The 17,472-nt window shown below is 41.5% G+C and carries 10 protein-coding genes; 6 read left to right on the top strand and 4 right to left on the bottom strand.

Annotation, left to right across the window (positions count from 1 at the left end; translation table 11 throughout):
- Positions 1-562: 562 nt before the first annotated feature.
- The gene (locus H6F41_RS17045) at positions 563-3,625 is read right to left on the bottom strand and encodes an AAA family ATPase (protein ID WP_242023086.1); all 3,063 of its coding nucleotides are present in this window, start codon (positions 3,623-3,625) and stop codon (positions 563-565) included.
- 201 nt (positions 3,626-3,826) lie between these two features.
- Between H6F41_RS17045 and H6F41_RS17050 the strand changes: the two genes are divergently transcribed.
- Together H6F41_RS17050 and H6F41_RS17055 are read left to right on the top strand one after the other, a co-directional pair.
- Positions 3,827-4,186 carry a hypothetical protein gene (locus tag H6F41_RS17050; protein ID WP_190404669.1) on the top strand — a complete coding sequence of 120 codons (360 nt, stop codon included), beginning with the start codon at positions 3,827-3,829 and terminating at the stop codon, positions 4,184-4,186.
- 314 nt (positions 4,187-4,500) lie between these two features.
- A complete protein-coding gene (locus H6F41_RS17055) occupies positions 4,501-8,595 on the top strand; it encodes a response regulator (protein WP_190404670.1) in 4,095 nt (1,364 codons plus the stop codon).
- A 33-nt stretch (positions 8,596-8,628) separates the two neighbouring features.
- On the opposite strand, the gene psb29 is transcribed toward H6F41_RS17055, so the two are convergent.
- From psb29 to H6F41_RS17070, 3 genes are all read right to left on the bottom strand, one after another.
- Entirely contained in the window at positions 8,629-9,351 is a 723-nt protein-coding gene (psb29, locus tag H6F41_RS17060) for a photosystem II biogenesis protein Psp29 (protein ID WP_190404671.1), read from the bottom strand.
- Positions 9,352-9,432: 81 nt separating this feature from the next.
- On the bottom strand, positions 9,433-11,163 hold the full coding sequence (locus tag H6F41_RS17065; RefSeq protein ID WP_190404672.1) for a DUF3685 domain-containing protein: 1,731 nt from the start codon (positions 11,161-11,163) through the stop codon (positions 9,433-9,435).
- Between the two features lie 240 nt (positions 11,164-11,403).
- On the bottom strand, positions 11,404-11,619 hold the full coding sequence (locus tag H6F41_RS17070) for a Nif11-like leader peptide family natural product precursor (RefSeq protein WP_190404673.1): 216 nt from the start codon (positions 11,617-11,619) through the stop codon (positions 11,404-11,406).
- 495 nt (positions 11,620-12,114) lie between these two features.
- Between H6F41_RS17070 and H6F41_RS17075 the strand changes: the two genes are divergently transcribed.
- From H6F41_RS17075 to H6F41_RS17090, 4 genes are all read left to right on the top strand, one after another.
- A complete protein-coding gene (locus H6F41_RS17075) occupies positions 12,115-12,471 on the top strand; it encodes a hypothetical protein (RefSeq protein WP_190404674.1) in 357 nt (118 codons plus the stop codon).
- 90 nt (positions 12,472-12,561) lie between these two features.
- Positions 12,562-14,061, top strand: coding sequence for a hypothetical protein (locus H6F41_RS17080; protein WP_190404675.1), 1,500 nt, complete (start codon positions 12,562-12,564; stop codon positions 14,059-14,061).
- An 83-nt stretch (positions 14,062-14,144) separates the two neighbouring features.
- Positions 14,145-16,715 (top strand): hypothetical protein, encoded by a 2,571-nt coding sequence (locus H6F41_RS17085; protein WP_190404676.1) that lies wholly within the window; start codon positions 14,145-14,147, stop codon positions 16,713-16,715.
- A 5-nt stretch (positions 16,716-16,720) separates the two neighbouring features.
- Positions 16,721-17,472: hypothetical protein (locus H6F41_RS17090; RefSeq protein ID WP_190404677.1), on the top strand; the 752-nt coding region annotated here is incomplete at its 3' end.

Raw genomic sequence — 17,472 nt, forward strand, 5'->3', positions numbered from 1 at the left:
AGTTAGATAGCATCATTAACAATATTTTTTAATTTGTCGTTTCTAGTTTACTAAATTAGAAGCGATTTTTTCTAGTTATTTCTTATCGTTCAACACTTCTGATTTAATATATGTTGAGTTAGTATCTAAGATAATTGTACTATTAGTCAAACTTTTTGTTAATCGATGGATTCGACTTGTTTTTATCAATAACTATGATCGCTATCTAGTTGAGTGATTGAGAAAGTAATTATTTTCAAAAAATAGTCTAAAAATTATAAAGATAATTTATATCAACCTGAAATCTCAAAAAATAAGGATAATGCTCTGCAAGAACAATCTATAAATCTGTGCATGAATCTATTTGGCGAGGCACTTACCAATAGTCATTAAACCAACCTTGATAAAATGACTATTGCAGATTGACATTATTGAGAACAAAGTTTGTGTGACATTCAAAAAAATAACGGAGTAAGCCAATGACTATGAAAGAATAATTTTTACAAAAAATTCAAAACATGCCAGAGCTACTAATTCAAAAAAATCAAGATTAGACATCATTTTAACCGAGCTAAGAACCTACCTAACCAATTAACTGCACTGTTGAACCTCCTTCATCCTTTGATACTTCAATTAAAGTATTAAAAGCTTCCTTCATCTGTGGCATATGCGTAATGACGAGAATGCACTCAAAATCTGGTGCGATCGCATTTATGGCACTGACAAGGCGATCGCAACCTAATTGGTCTTGACTGCCAAAGCCTTCATCGATAATTAGTGTTTGCAAAGAGCTACCTTTACGCTGGGCTAGGACGCGGGAGAGGGCAAGGCGCACCGCAAAGTTAATGCGGAAGGCTTCACCGCCTGAATAGGTTTCGTAGGGTCTTGTACCTTTGGTGTCGGCAATTTCAATGTCGAGAGTTTCGATGATGCGATCGCATTTTTTGCCAGATTTTTGGGTGATAAATCGGACATTTAATTGACGATCACTAAGTTGGGCAAGGATTTGATTTGCTTCTATTTCTATTTGAGGTAAAACATTCTCGAGCATCAGGGCTTGAATGCCATTTTTACCAAATGCTTGATGTAGTTCAGTATGAATGCGTTGGCGTTGACGCGCAATTTCGATTTGAGAATAGGTTTCTTGCTCGCGTTGATGATTAATTTCTAGTTGTTGTTGCGATTGCTGGAGGCTGCCAATTTGGGATATGAGCGTATCCATTTGCGATCGCAAATTTTGTAAGTTATGCCGCAGTGCATTAATTTCCTGTGCATGATCACCGTGCAAAGCATTAACTTGTGACTGTAGTTGAAAAATCTGGGTATTGATATTTTGTAGTTCTTGCTGTTGTTGACTATGAGTTTGTTGCAAATGCGTTACTTGTTGATGCAGTTCGGGATATTCCTGCTCGGCACGAGTGAGTTCTTGATAGCGCAATAATGCGGAAGTGAGTTCTTGTTTTTGGGTGCGTAGTTGTTGATGGCGATCGGGTTCGTAGGCTAATTGGGTGAGGGCGCGATCGCATTGTTCAAGTTCATGCTGTACCTCTAAATCAATCAGGTTTTTGGTGAGCCGATCCTTTAATTGCTGAATTTTGGTCTGCACATCAGGAATTTTTTGCGATAGATGATCAGCTTGCCTCTGGGCATTTTTTAACTCTGATTGCTTAATTTCTGCCCAACGCCAACGTTCAACATCGCCACGGGCAAGGGCATGATTCTTTTCATCGTAGGCAAATTTATGGATATTACTCTCAATTAACTGCATCTCTTCCCATGCTTCTTTCATATAGGTTTGATTTTGCAAGCAATGAGTCAACTCCATAACTTCATTGTCAATTAGCAGCAGTCTTTGCTTTGCCTCAGTGATAGCCTTTAGCCTTTCCTGTAAAGTTCCCTTTCTCTGAATCAAATCATTAAGCGGTGCAATTTCCTTCTTTAAGTTACGATACTCGTCACGCAAAACTTCGATTTCACAATTAGAAGCCGCCTGTTGTTCCTTCACCACCCAAATATCCGCTTGCAGATCTCGAGATTCCTGCTTGTGCTTTTTCTGAACCAATTGCCAATGCGCTTCATCAAGGGGGCGATCGCAGAGGGGGCAGGGGGCATTTGGCACAGTTAACTGGCGCATTTTGGATTCCAATTTCTGAAACGCGGCTTCACTATCCGCCAATCTTGTTTTTAAACGCTCTAAAAAATCACGCCGCTCTAAGCCCTTTTCATGCACCCTTTGTTGGTAAACCTGCTTTTTTTGCAATAGATCAATTTGGCGATCTAAATCCTGAGCATTGATCAGCAGTTGATCGTGATTTTTGACTTGCAAATATAATTGTTCTCTTTTGGCGATTAATTCTTCTAATTTGGCAGTTAGTTTAGTTTGCTCATGTTCCAATTGATGTTTGAGAACTTGATGACGATGGACGAGCGGTGTAGATTGAGCATGGAGGCGCTCAAATTCTTGCAAGATTGCTCTTGCTTTGTGTAGTTCTGCGATCGCAGTTTCAATTTCCGAAGTCCGTCCCAAAATCCCCTTTAAATCACTTTCCTGCTGTAACAATGACTCTAGCTGTAACTGGTAATGCCGCAACTGCCCCTTGAGTTCACTTTGCAAACTCGTGAGTTTATGGCTAAACTCACCTCGCCGCTCACTTAAATGTTGGTATTTTTGAAACTTGCGTTCTAGTTCCGCTTCCTGAGTTGATAGCAATTGATAGCGCTCATAGTCTTGCAAAATTTGCGATCGCAAAGCGATACATGACTCTAACTGCTGTAATTGTCTTTGTTGATTTGCCAATTGACGCGATAACTGCGCCACATTTGCCATCACCGCAGATTGCTGTTGCTGTTGCCAAATTAGCTGCTGTGAAACGGTTTGATATTGTTTTTGCAATTCTTCGACAACTTGCAATTGCTGCCGATCGCGACTTTCGGCTAACTGCAAAGCCTCTAACTGCGATCGCAAAGACTCTAACTGCGGTGCAATTTCTGCTCCCACCGCAATTTGCGACTGCAAATGTCCTAATAAATTTTCTAAAACCGATATCTCCGCCTTACTGCTTCTTGCAATATCCTTAGCCCGTTCCGCCAGTTCGTCATACTGCGACAAAGACAACATATCTGCCAAAATCTGCTTGCGATCACTCGGACGCTTGAGCATAAATTCATCGGCACGCCCTTGCCGCAAATATGCCGAATTAATAAAGGTCTCATAATCCATTTTGAGATGGAAAATGATCGTTTGCTGCGTTGACTGTACCTTGCGCTCAGTCAGCGATTTGAACTTACCTTCACTCTGCACCTGAAATTCTAAAGATGTTGAACTATTTCGCGATCGCGTTCTAATTACCCGATAGACCTCGCCCCCTGCCATAAAAGTAAAATCTACTTGCGCCTCCTTTGTTCCCCCATGGATGACATCATCTTGGCTTGCTACACGGCTGGCTCCCCACAAAGCCCAAGAAATTGCTTCCAATAATGAAGACTTTCCTGCTCCATTTGCACCACAAATACAAGCAACATGCAGCCCACTAAAATCTAAGGCTAATTGTTGATAGCTCAAGAAATTTTTTAATCGTAATTTCTGAGGGATCATTCTGTCCTGTAATTTGATGTATATCCATAGCCCAAGTAAGTTAAGAGACATAAACCCAAGAGAGAGCTGCGGCACTTCGCGCCGCAGCTCTCTCTTGGGTTTTGTTTTTGTCCTAACATAAATAACTACAGCTATATAAGTAAATTTCTGATACGATTATACTAATTATTATCTAATTATCATAATAATGTATTGTCTAACAATTGAATTGCAATAGCTACACAGTATAAACACCTAGAAACCACGAGAGTTATGGAAATATGGGAACAAATTAGTCGGCAAAGGGTGAAATATATCGTCGATAGCTATCAGCTAGATGGGGAAGACGAGCAAAATTTTGATGAATATTTAGAGGATCTTTTACAAGCCTATCCCCCTCCCCAAATAGAATTAGCACTTGTTCAATCTTTGATCGCCAGTTGGCAAATTACTCCTCTCATCCGTGGAGTCGCTTTTTTGGAAATATCCCACAATCTCCTCAAGTCTTGGGAAAATGATGCTGTAGTTCCCAGTCTTTCGCCAATTCACTTCCACTCAATCACAGGATTAGACCCCACCCCTGTATTTGGAAATATCTCAACTAAAAGTATTTTGTCTACTGTGAATAAATAACAAAATCTGAGGCGCACGCGCAGCGTGCGCCTCAGATTTTAGTTATCTAATTAACAAGGTGAAGTTAGTTCTATACGTTAGAATAAACGCAGAGCAACGGTTAATCAATGAACTGGTATTCACATCTTGTAAAATTTCTGACAAGATCCGCAAACAATGTTTTTGTAGATAAACTTGAGGTTAAATTTAACAGAAAATTTACTTTCAAATATCTATTTGCGATTTTGTTACTGACATCTCTGGGGTATTTGGGGAACTACTTTCGACTACCATTATTTTTTGGCGTTGACTTTTTATTCGGCAGCATCTTTGGGATGATTGCGCTTGCTTTCTATGGAGTTGGTGGTGGGTTAATCGTCAGTGCGATCGCAAGTATTCACACAATTTTTTTATGGGGACAACCCTATGCCGCAGTTTTACTGATTCTTGAAGCTCTATGGGTTGGTGTAGGCATTCAACGTAAACGCAAGCAGCAACAAACTTTTAATATGGTTTGGCTGGTTTTGCTGTACTGGCTATGCGTTGGTTCGCCCCTATGCTTTGTTATTTATACATTGCTGCTCAAATTTAGTGCAGGTTCGGCAATTTTAGTTCTTCTTAAACAAGCGATCAACGGAATATTCAATGCTCTCATTGCTCATTTATGTATTGACTATCTGCCTATACGTCACTGGCTTGCACAGGCGAATCAATCTAAACAACAGCAAAAACATCGTCTTTCTATTCAACAAGTTCTATTTAACTTACTGCTTGCCTTTGTTTGTTTTCCCGTACTGAGTATCGCCTCATTGACGGGCTATCAATCATTGCAATACATCGAAACCTCAATTAGTAATCAACTTAACTCTAGTTCATCTGACATCGCTGGGCATATCAGCAAATGGCATCAATCAAACTTGATGACTTTACAGAAACTAGAAAATATTGCTAGAAACTCTGATAGTCCTGAGCGATTACAATTCGCGACCGATGCTTTAGGGCAAGTTACATCTTCATTTTTACGACTTTATACCACAGATGTTCAGGGCAAGATCGTTACTTCTTTCCCAAATCTTTCAGAAGTAGAAAAAGTTCAATTTGAAACATCTCCATTGATCCAAAATAGTCTTGAGCTAGCAAGGTCATCACTTAATATCCAATTTAGTAATGTGCATAGGAGTGCAATTGCCAGACCCCCACATATTGATGTGTTTTTGCCAATCATCAAAAACAACCGCTTTGATGGCATTGTCGTTGGAGCCTTAGATGTCTCTAAAATTGACAATCTTTTAATAAATGGTCAAAAAACTTGGCAGATAGAGGCATCTTTGCTAGGAAGATCAAACGAAATCATTGCCACAACCTCCTCCAATTATAAGTTGGGAGAATTATGGAATCTAGAGAAAGATGGAGAAATCACAACCTTCAAACCCAATCAGTTGCAATGGATGCCGATCAAGCAAGGGTACTCACTCATGAAGCGGTGGCGGGAGTCATATTACATTCAAAATTTTCCAATAGGAGGAGACATCCCTTGGACTCTCATGGTGAAATTATCACCTGTCCCTTTTATCAATACCCTAGAGCAACTACATACTCTGATTTTGCTGATTGTCTTTGCAATTAGTATATTGGCTATCTTCATCGCCAATATACTTAGCCGCAGTTTAGTCCAGCCAATCGCTAAATTAATTCATCTCACCACCGATCTACAGCAAAATTTATCCGTAGAGTCAGACTTTGCTTGGCAATCAACTAAGCTAGAGGAAATCGATGTCTTGGGTTATAACTTTCAAGTTATGGCATTGGCTTTACAAGAAAAGTTTCGTGAAATTCAACAATCAAATCTCAAGCTAGAAGAACGAGTCCAAGAGCGCAGTGCTAGTCTTCTCAAAAGTGAAGAACGCTGGCAACTGGCAATTCAAGCTGCCGATGATGGTATTTGGGACTGGGATATAGAGACAGGCATAATATTTCGTTCAGAACGCTGGTATACAATGCTAGGCATGGATCCTAATCCTAGTCATGATGATTTTAATATTGCTGATTGGTTCGATGTCATTCATCCTGATGATATTGATCGCGTATTGCAGTTGCAAAATGACTACTTTGAGCAAAAAATTCCCCGATGTGAAATTGAATACCGAATGCGCTGTCAAGATGGTAGTTATCGCTGGATTTTAAGCCACTCAAGGGCTTTATGGAATGATCAAGGCAAGGTAACTCGACTAGTTGGCATCAATAGTGACATCACCGATCGCAAATTAGCCACCGTAGCACTCAAAAAGCGGGAAAGCTATCTCGCGATGCTAGTCGATGTCCAGCAGCACTTACTGTCAACAGGCATTAGTAACCACGACTATACAAATGTTTTAGGGCTATTGGGCAATGTCGCCGATTTCTCTAGCATTAAACTCTTTGTTTGGGAAGAAGATTTGGAATATGATTTTAACTTGAAACTACATTCCAGTTGGTTTAAGGAAGGTCAATCTCAACCAACTGCATTAGAAAGAGAACGTTTCATCCAAGTTATCCTGCATTCCCAATGGCGAGATCGATTACGCAGTGGAGAAATTGTTCAGGAATGTCTATCTAGTGTTCCTGAAGATCAAAAATATATCCTCACCGACAAAGGTCTATATTCAATTCTAATTATTCCCATCCAAGTACATCAAAATTTCTGGGGCTTTTTAAGCTTCCATGACTATGTGTATGATCGACTGCGGGATAATTCTGAAGTTAGCTTACTCCGAGTTGCGGCATCTTCTCTCGCTATGCACCTAGAGGGACAAGAGGCAAAGCTGGAAATGTTGCGGGCTATGGAATCTGCTCAAACGGCAAATCGAGCTAAAAGTGAATTTTTGGCAACCATGAGCCATGAGATCCGCACACCCATGAACGCAGTCATCGGTATGTCTAGTCTTTTACTCGACACAGAACTGGACGCAGAACAGAGAGAATTTCTGGAAATCATCCGAGCGAGCGGCGACAATCTGTTAAACATCATCAATGATATTCTCGACTTCTCCAAAATTGAATCGGGCAAATTTAACCTCGATTTTCAGCCTTTAAATTTGCGGCAATGCGTTGAAGAATGCCTAGACATGTTTACTTCAGTTGCAGCTAGCAAGTCAATCGATCTCGCCTACTGTATGCAGGCGGATGTGCCTGAATGGATTATCAGTGATGCTACTCGATTGCGCCAAATTCTGATCAATCTTTTGGGAAATGCAGTTAAGTTCACAGCTAGAGGTAAAGTGTCTTTGCGGATCTCTGTCCAAACCTGTGATCCACAGCAACAAGAATGTCAAATTCTCTTTGCATTGCAAGATACAGGTATCGGCATTCCTCACGAACGCTATGACCGACTCTTTAAACCATTTAGCCAAGTTGATTCTTCGACGACTCGCCAGTACGGTGGCACTGGGTTAGGGTTGGCGATATCCAATCGCTTAACAGAACTGATGGGTGGCACAATGTCGGTCGAGAGTGCGGTTGGTGTTGGCTCTACTTTTTCCTTTACGATTGCTACTACCGTTGCTGATGTGGGAGTGTTTAACGAATTTAGTCACAGTCTTGCAGGGTTAAGCTTACTAATTCTTGAGGATAATGAGACTGTTTCGGAAAGTTTAGTCATATTTGCTCAACTTCTCAATATGGAAGTAATGACAACTGACTCTTATGCTCAAGCGATCGCATGGTTGGCATCACCAAAACATTTTGATGCCATGATTGTGAATCCCAATGTGCCATTATTGAGTGCGAGTCTTCATGGTGATGGCATAGATGCTGATTTACGTGAGGAACAAGTTGATGGGGATGAATGTAAACTGCTAAAGATAATTCGCAAGCAATCTAGCAATCTACCAATTATTGTCTTGTCTCAAGCCTTTGGTTGTGACTTGGTATCTGATCCGAATATAGTCTGTTTGAGTCGTCTACTTAAGCGATCGCAGATATACAAGACCCTTATTAATCTCTGTGCCTGCCGTTCTGACTCTAGTAATATTCCAAATCGAACTAATAAACCCCATTTTGATGAACAGATCGCGGCTAAATTTCCCCTCAAAATTTTGCTAGCCGAGGATAATATAGTTAATCAAAAAGTAGCTACTAGTTTCCTTGCCAAGCTAGGTTATGCCATAGATATTGCAAGTAATGGCTATGAGGTGTTAGAGCTGTTGCGGCAGCGGAGCTATGATGTCATTCTGATGGATATCCATATGCCTGAAATGGATGGTATTGTCACCACTAAAAATATTTTTGCGGAGTTTCCACAAAAGCCTTGGATTATTGCTCTAACAGCTAATGCTCTATCGGGGGATCGCGACCTTTGTTTGAAATTGGGAATGCAGGACTACATCAGCAAGCCACTGCAAGTTGCGCCTCTAGTCGAAGCTCTCGAAAAAGCATATAAAAGTATTCATTAAAATCTAGGGCGACGTGTTGCGTCGCCCTAGATTTTATGATTGTTCAGAAGTTGCTTCAGTTGTTTCAACGGGAGCTTCTGTTTCAACGGTTGCTGCAGCCTTAGATGCTCTCTTCTTACGTTCAGCTTCTACCATGTCAGCAATCATTTGACGCGCTTGTTCAATCTTTTCTAGATTGGAACGGTAAAGATCGACATCTTTTAATAGGCGATCGCTACCAAATTTTAGGGTTTCACCAACTAACTTGATGATCTCTTCTCGCTTGGTATTATCAGCGATTGCCTCAGGCTCACTAATTTCTAGCAAGGCATAGAGACCAACACCCAACAAGCGGCTATATTTGAAATTTTCTTTGTGAGCAATTGTTTGTAATTGACTAGACAAAGGTTCTAGACTAATCCCCGCATCTAGGTTGGTGAGGAGAGTTTTAATATCATTAGGCGATTGTTTGGCTAAATCACTGAGGGTCGCGGCATCTTGACGAATGCGATCGGAGTCAAACTGAAGCGCTGAGCAGAGGGCATGAAATACGGCAAAGCGATCGGTTTCAGGTTTGTAACCCACGGTAAAGCGATCAAAGGTTGTCACAAAACCAAGGGCAAAAATTGAGTCATAAACAAATGTTTGATTGACTTTGAGGAGGTGAACTTCTACCAATAGCTCATCAACAACTCGTCGATAGACTTGGTTGATGGGCTTTGGGAAAGCCAAATAAAAATCTTTTTTAGTATCAGAAACAGTACGAACAGTATTCACAGTCAACAAAACCTAACAGCAAGATGGTTAAAATTATCATCGCACAGATAGACATGGCATCGGTCTAACGCTGTAGATCTTCTACTTGTTCCTATCCTGCCAAGCGTTGCCGATGCCCTGTACTACACCACGCCCAATTAAACCGATGCCACGCCCAATTACATTGGTCAAGATATACACAAATCCACTGCCGATAAATGCGATCGCAGATTTTAAGCGCGGTGCGATCGCATCCTGTAACTCTAGGGCAAGGGTAACTGCCAGCTGCACACCCTCTAGTTGCTGTAGTTCCTGATTGCGCGGCACATAAATACTGACCCGTTTAATGCCGCGTTCGGTCAGTATTGATAAAAGATGCCGACTTTCAAAAATTAATTGTGGCTCACCAATATACTTTTCGAGTCGATATTTCCAAGATAGGTCATTGCGAAACCGTTCAATTTCGCGGGTGGACAGCAAATTATAGCGATAGAACTTTTGTTTAATTTCTTCGACATTAGCAAAGTTATTTAAAAGTGGTTGAATAGTGGCATTGGCAATTTGAATGACCAGATTATCTAAAATCATCTCACTCCGTTGCATTGCTTCTAATGTCCCGACCGCAGCACTAGAATTACTAATTATTAACTCTGTTTCAAATAATAAATGGGATAGTAAATTATCGATTTGGGGAATCTTGTCTAAAAATTCGCGTTGAATTATCTCCACGTCTGCCAGCAACACATCAACTACATTAATCTCTGCATCAGGTTCATCCAGATTTGCAATGACAGAATATTTGCCAAAGAAATTAATAATCGTTTCTTGCCAAATTCCCCTCAAAATCTCAGTGATTTTTGATTCTAGTTGCAAGGGGGTAATCTGAGAAAATCTGAGTTCGGTAATGCTTTGTTCGATTTGGCGCAGAGCTATATATAGAAGCTCACGTTTTTTGTCATCTTTAAGAGCATCAATTTCTAAGGGATATTTATGGAGGTTGACTAAACTAGATTGCAGCTTGGCTACGGTTTTATCCCATAGGCTAGCTTGCACCGCAAGGACATTACGATGCGGTTGATCTTCAGGCTGATTTTGCGATCGCAATTGCTCAACGTTAGGACTAACATCCTCTTGTATATTCGATGAAATCAAGGGCGGCGTTTTTTGTCCCCACAAGCGATCCACCAGCCATCTTGCTGCCTGTAATTCGCGGGCTTGACCTGCCAAAACCATCTTGGCAAGGCGATCTTGAATCTGTTGATCCCTAGAACTTGTCAAGGTTGCTTGCACTTGATGAAAAGCATCATCAATACGCTGCAAGCCCGACACATAAAAATTGCGCCGAATAATTTCGACCACGCTCATCGGTGCTTGAGTTTGGGGTGCGGAACTCACACTTAGCAAATTGCGATCGCTTACATAGCGATTACCTGCGGCAACTGTACGAATTGCTGTCAGCAGTTGTTCTGGGTTAGTCCCTTTAAAACAATAGCCGTTTACTCCCATCTGTAACAACATATCTAGCTGCTCAGGTGATTGACTCGCGCTCAATACCAAAATTCGTAATTGCGGATATTCAGTGCGTAAACGCTGACAAAGTTCTAACCCAGTGCGGCTATTTTCTGCGATCGCAAAATTTTGGTTAGTCCAGTTCACATCGAGAATGACCAGATTAAACTCAACGTCCCCCTGTAAAATTCTCAATGCTTCTGTGGTTGTCTCTGCCTCGGCAACCACCTGCAAGTCTGGAAATTGGGCTAGCCATGAACGCATTCCCATCCGAAAAATGCGATCGCAGTCTATCAACAATAATTTAGTTAGCTCGTCACTCATCAGGAATTTCGGTCAGACGATTTTGACCAATATATCTCAGATTAATCAAGCAAAGAGAAAAACTTGAGGTAAGTTCTTACAAGAAATGCGATCGGTTTAATGCGTTCCTATTTTGTCTAATCTTAAAACTACAAGTCTTATATATAGACCTATTTATAGACTCGATATCTCAATATTAGACTAAATAGAAATAACGGCATTACTGATTTGGGTATGAAATAGGTTGTATTCAAAAAATATTTAGTTGTACTCTCCAGGAATATCAGTTTTTCTAACAGTAATCTTGCCAACTTTCTTACCTGACATTCTCAATAATTCATCACCTGAAAATTCAAAACCAAGCTTTAGTGCTATTCGCGCAACATCATCTGCGGTTGATGCTGCGACCACCTCGTTTTTAAGTTCAGGTTCAGACTGCATTTTCCTTAAAAATGCTTCGATTTGTTCAAAAGCCATATCTAAAATTCCTATCTACTTTCTCAATGTGTCTATTTCCGTGATGGTTTCGTATCGCAACTAACCTATCACCAACAGCCCTGCCTACAATGGCGATCTGCTCTTGGCTGTATGTATCTAACAATGAAGTCTCTGAAACTGGCTTAAGCAATTATGAATAGTCTACTGTACTTTTTTACTACCAGTCGCCTTACTACTATCTTGATTGGCACTAGGTAATCGATCTCTTCTTTTGTTTTTGCACATCCGACACTAAGGAGAAATGTCAAATGCAAACTAAAACCTAATCTTGAATGATTAGGTTCAGATAGATGATGCTTACGAATTTACTAGAACCCAGATGTCATCATCATATAAATCATTCTGCTTACGATAATGGCTACATCTCGCCGCAAATAACTCAGTATGCTTGCGATAACGGCAAAAATCGCACTCTTACTTCAAATATCTACACACTCTCTTTCTAAGTCTTAATATCTCTACATAAGTCCTATAATGAGCCTATCAATCTCATTACAGGACTTATTTATGTCTGCAATTATCTTTTCAGGATCACCTACAACTACCCAAAACTTAGTGCCAACAGCCGCTCTGACAACCTTAGAGCGGCTGTTGCTTTGGGCGAGTCTTCTTTTTGCTCGTCTCAATTCTGGTAAAGATGTGCCATTGGTCGAGGGGAACACCGTCAAGCAATCTAGCTATCAAAGGTTTGTTGGCAGCGATGGCACTCTTTATCTGGGATTCACTCATTTCATCGCGGTATCAGGTGATTTTGAGGTGGGTACGGACAAGCCTTGGACTTATGCGATCGAGCAAAATACCGCTGTCGGTAACACGAATTACAACAGCTAAGCAAGCACGGCTTAAATATTTTCACTGAATTAATCACTGAAAGATTTTAAGCCGTGGACTGATATTGACAACCAAAAAATAATCAAAAAAATGGCACTAACTTGGCAACAAATTCACAAGGATGTCCACCTACATGAAGACGGTGCAATCAATATTACTGAGCCATTCACAGGTAATTTGATTAGCGTCAGTCTGGACATTTTGGAATACCCTGATAACAGACAGATTCTAGGCTATCTAATTCAATTCACTGGCATCGCGGAAAAACGATATCCATTATTCAGCGCTAAGGAAGTGCTATTTTTTGTCATCCCTCAAACTGATAGCCTTAAATTTATTCCTACAGCCTATTTACAAGAAATTTACGAGCTAGAAATTAATGTTTCTAATGTCGAATTATCAGATGATGGTGTAGTCACCGCCGCAACTACAATTGCCGATATTGTCGGTTTACAAACTGCGTTAAACGGCAAAGCAAGCGTTTTACATGCACATACGATCGCAGATATTACAGGCTTGCAGACAAAATTAGATGCACTTGACACTGTAGATGAGAGTAAAGCCAATTCAGCCGATCTAGCAGTATTAAATACTAATGTTACAGGGTTAGCTACTAGCGTTACTAATCTCACTAGTCAGGTGAATGATTTAGCAAATCAAGTTGACTCTATACCTGATACCAGTGGCGATACTGCCTTGACCGTAGTCACATCTAGTCAGACTCTAGAGGTCAATAAAGCTTATTTTGTTAATACTGCAAGCTTAATTCTGACTTTACCGAATAACCCTGTTATGGGTGATTACGTCAGAATGTATAACGGTAATTTTGATACTAGGGTTAATCATGGTAATGCTAGCCAAAAGATTAAAAACGGTACTACCGATACATCGATTGGCATCAATAACGGAATTATTTTAAAGCCTTATAGCTTAATTGAGTTAGTTTTTGTTGGTTCTGATTTATGGTTATCTGCTATCAAGATTCGGGAAGTGTATAACGGGATCAACGGATTAACATCTCTGGCAAATCTTTCATATTCCAGTAATGGCGATACTAACGGTTTAGTTTATTGGCTTGGTACTGATGGATTAACTACTACTTTCTCTAATCCTCAGACAAGTAAAATTACAGGCTTGCAATCGAGTATTTTTAATGGTGTAAACAGCCTAGTAAGTCGATTAACAGATCGAAATACATCGGGAGAGTTTCATTCAAATAATGAGGCGAATGCGTGGTTTGGTTTCGATCTTGGTGCTACAAGGCGAATTAGAGTCGATAGATATGTCCTACAAAGTCGCTCTGCAACCAATGATCGCCACTTGAGATCATGGGTGTTGGAAGGGACTAACACGGTAAGCGCTAATACTGTATCGGGTTTCAATGCTGCAACATGGACTGCTATTCACAGTCAAACTAATAACGGATGGGCAACAAACGTGAATGTATTCGCAAATTTTGCCGTTAGCTCTGTCGATTCATACCGATATTTGAGAGTGAGACAAACAGGTGCAAATAGTGGTAGTGGCGATCTTTTCCTAACCTTAGGCGAGATCGAGTTTTATGGTGAGCTATTCGCTACTTACACCTAGAACTCATTTCATTACCAGATTTAACTATTCACTGATCAATTCATTGAATATTTTTAAGCCATATCGAATTAGAGAGTAACAATATGCCATTGCCCCTAGTCCTAGCAGCTCCATCAGTCGCCAACGGCGTAGCCTTGCTTGTAGGTGGAGTTGTCCTAGCCGATTCCGTAAATCAATCGTTAACCAATAACGCGAATAGAGGTTACTCGGACAACTACAGCCAACAGCCATTAGGCGGCTTTGATACAGTCCCTAACCTTAGTACAAATAGACCATCAAATCCCCCTGAAAATCCTGTATGGGACGGTCGATCTACTGGGACGGGCGCACTAAGCGATCAATTGGCAGACTCAAGACGTACTTCATTACGTGATTCCTATATGCCGTTGGTTGGAACTGCCCCTTCTCAACCTCAGCCGCCTACACGGGCTCAAGGAAGAAGCTCGTCAGTACCCACACCAAGGGGGCGCGAAAAAATACAGGACAAGCTATTACCACAGTTGGGTAGCGCCTCGGATTTGTTTCGCAACACGGGTAATGCAATCTCTAATAGCGTGGCAACGGCTGGGAGGCTAGTGCCTAGATTGCCAAACTTTCCATTTTTTTTAGACCCCGAAAATACGAAAAAAGCATTAAGGGATAAGCAGCAGAGAGAAGCGCAGCAAAGGGATAATTCACGGGTAGACAATGCAGGGCAAAGAATCGGGGGGTCGCCACCGTTCACAGGTGGTCAAATGACAGGTGTGGACTACGCTGTTTATGTAAAAGCTACTTATCCTAATGGTTTCCAGCGCTGGAGTGCGGGGGTAAATGTTTGGGACGATGTTGGGCTGAGGAATCTGATTAACGCGGGGCAGTTTGACTCAATTACAGGCGCAATTACTGGTATTAGTGTTGGGGAGGTACAGCCAAATCTATCGCGCGGTTATTCGATTAACGGTGTTTTTGGGGTCAGTTTCCCCTCATTAGGAACGCTAGCGGCGCAAACGATTGAGATAATAGAGATTCAGAGAGTAGATAATCAGCCAGATACTGGCGGCGATCCGTCTGCTACAGAGGGTACTGATACAAACAAGAAACCGCAGACACCTGCGCCTAGCCCTGATAATTGGTATTACGGAAATGTGCCAGTGAATGTTGGTGGCAAGGCTTTAGAGGAATCAAAAAAACTTTGGGAAGAAAAAGGGGTAGATCCTTTCAAGCAACCTACGGTTAAACCGTTTCCGCAGAAAGATCCCATCCCTACACCTGATCCTGTAGGCAGTAAACCGACACAGCCCCCTGTGTCGCGTCAGCCCAACGGATTCCCTCAGATCCAGCCCCAAGAACAACAGCAAAATACTAGTCAACCTACACAAGCTTCAAGACCAGTTAGACCACCACAGGGCGGATTTATCTCTACCCCTGCTACTCAAACACCAGTTACTCAGACCTATGCCAATGGCATGACTAACGAAATGTATAACAGTGGGACTACCCCATCATTTAACCGTGTAGAGCCAAATAGTCAACCTAGTTACAACACTGCAAACCAAGTAAGACCTAATCAACCTAGTCAACCTGTGGACAACAGAGCGCCAAATACGACACCGACGACCCCTACTACAAGTAACCCGAATGACGGAAATTTTGGACAGACTATTGCATCAATATTGGGTTTAACTGCACTGGTTACGGCTTTAAAGATTGGTAGTGATGCCTTTGTGAATGCGTCGCTACCCAAGATTGACAATATTAACAACAACACTTCGCCACAGGCACAGCAAGCCAATGCGAAAGAGGGTGTATGCCAATCAATGCAACCTAATCAATGTGGTTTTGAGGGTGTGAAGCAAGCCACGACAGAGGCAACTAACCCGATTAAGTCTGTTCTGGATAACTTGGCTAATATCTTGGCTCCGTTTATCGCGTTTGCACAAACTGCGCTAGGCAAGATATTAAATATCCTCAATAACACGGTGATTGATCGCAGTTTGGCGGTGATGAATTTGGCTACGAATATTCATAACGCGGCGATGTTGACGAGGGATATCGGCGAGACTTTGGGTAGTGTGGTTGATAACGTGATCAGTCTGACTGGTTTAAGGTTTACTAATTCCGAAGGCTCACAGGTGCAATTTACTGATTTTATCGGTGCTAACTTTAGATCGTTTTTGGTGTCAGTTTTGGGCGTTGAAAACTATACTTCTCTGGTTCTAAATTGGCAAAAAGCGAATACTATTTATCATTCTGCTATGGCAGTCGTGAACACAACTCAGTCGATGATTGACCCAATTTCTAGCGCTGTAGAGTATGGAATGGAAAACGTTTCTAAGATTGGGAACTCTTTGAAAGAGGATGGAGTAGTTGGCGAAAACGCATACCCTGCAATGGATGAGACGATTAGAGCGAGGCGCGTAAATAGATTTGAAAGATTGAATGATACTTTGGAGGGTGCTGAAAATATTGCTAGCAATTTAAGTTCTATTACTAGTAGCGCGGTATCGGTGAAGGAAGATTACAAGCAATTGAGAGAAGATAGTAAGGAATTGAGGGATAAAGCGAATGCCTTTAATACTGCGGATTTGGAAGCAAGAGCGGCGCTAAAAGCGAAACTTCCTACTGAGATTACAGCTATCACTTTAGCCCCTGCACCTGCGGAAGATGAGGAATAAAAATCATGAGTAAAGAGAGAACGGAAGGACTCCAAAGAGCGATTGTTTTGATGCATAATCGACAGGTTCGAGAATACTTTAAGGATATTCCAGATGGTGATTTATCGGACACGCCAAGGGCAAGCACTAAGCGGCTTTTGCTGTTGGAAGATAATGACTCTTTGGTGTATTGCATTCAGGCTATGCAGTTCTTTAAACAGTATTGCGAAGATGCTAATGGAGTGAATGATTTATATTTCTCTGTGCCTGTGTCTACCTACAATATCGCTGTTGGATATCTTCCCCAAATCACGCTCTATTTCCGTCAGGAATATGTGGCGAGTGCAAGTACGGAAGCTAGGGAAAGAGCGAGAACTATGCAGATAAGTCTGCGAGTTAGGGAGTCAAAAATACCCACCTCGACGGCGGCGCTTAGGGCGATCGCTACGGATATACGGCAAGCATTCGGCACACCACTTTATAGATTTAGGACTGGGTATCGAAAGGTGTCGTATTTTAACAAGGCTCTTGGGTACGAATTCAAGGTTAGCTGCCGTGACGTGATTGACGCGGAAAACCTGATCAAGGATGTGATGGGGTTGCTAAATGATCGGGATGAGTACGATGAGCAGGATCTTAAAGTTAGTGAGCCAAAACTAGGGGCGGCGAGTGCCACGGCTATACCGAGGAGAGTTAGGGTTGTGTCAAAACTTGTCGATTTGCCGCGCCGTAACCAGTCCGTACCCATGTATTTTACCCATGCGGATTACAAGTGCTA

The organism is Pseudanabaena mucicola FACHB-723 (assembly GCF_014696385.1).
Classification (GTDB): Bacteria; Cyanobacteriota; Cyanobacteriia; order Pseudanabaenales; family Pseudanabaenaceae; genus Pseudanabaena.

Excerpts from the sequence above, each read along its gene's own strand:
- H6F41_RS17070 (WP_190404673.1), bottom strand. The coding sequence starts at position 11,619 with ATGGCTTTTGAACAAATCGAAGCATTTTTAAGGAAAATGCAGTCTGAA.
- H6F41_RS17080 (WP_190404675.1), top strand. The coding sequence starts at position 12,562 with ATGGCACTAACTTGGCAACAAATTCACAAGGATGTCCACCTACATGAA.
- H6F41_RS17075 (WP_190404674.1), top strand. The coding sequence starts at position 12,115 with ATGAGCCTATCAATCTCATTACAGGACTTATTTATGTCTGCAATTATC.
- H6F41_RS17045 (WP_242023086.1), bottom strand. The coding sequence starts at position 3,625 with ATGTCTCTTAACTTACTTGGGCTATGGATATACATCAAATTACAGGAC.
- H6F41_RS17065 (WP_190404672.1), bottom strand. The coding sequence starts at position 11,163 with ATGAGTGACGAGCTAACTAAATTATTGTTGATAGACTGCGATCGCATT.
- H6F41_RS17055 (WP_190404670.1), top strand. The coding sequence starts at position 4,501 with ATGATTGCGCTTGCTTTCTATGGAGTTGGTGGTGGGTTAATCGTCAGT.
- H6F41_RS17085 (WP_190404676.1), top strand. The coding sequence starts at position 14,145 with ATGCCATTGCCCCTAGTCCTAGCAGCTCCATCAGTCGCCAACGGCGTA.
- H6F41_RS17050 (WP_190404669.1), top strand. The coding sequence starts at position 3,827 with ATGGAAATATGGGAACAAATTAGTCGGCAAAGGGTGAAATATATCGTC.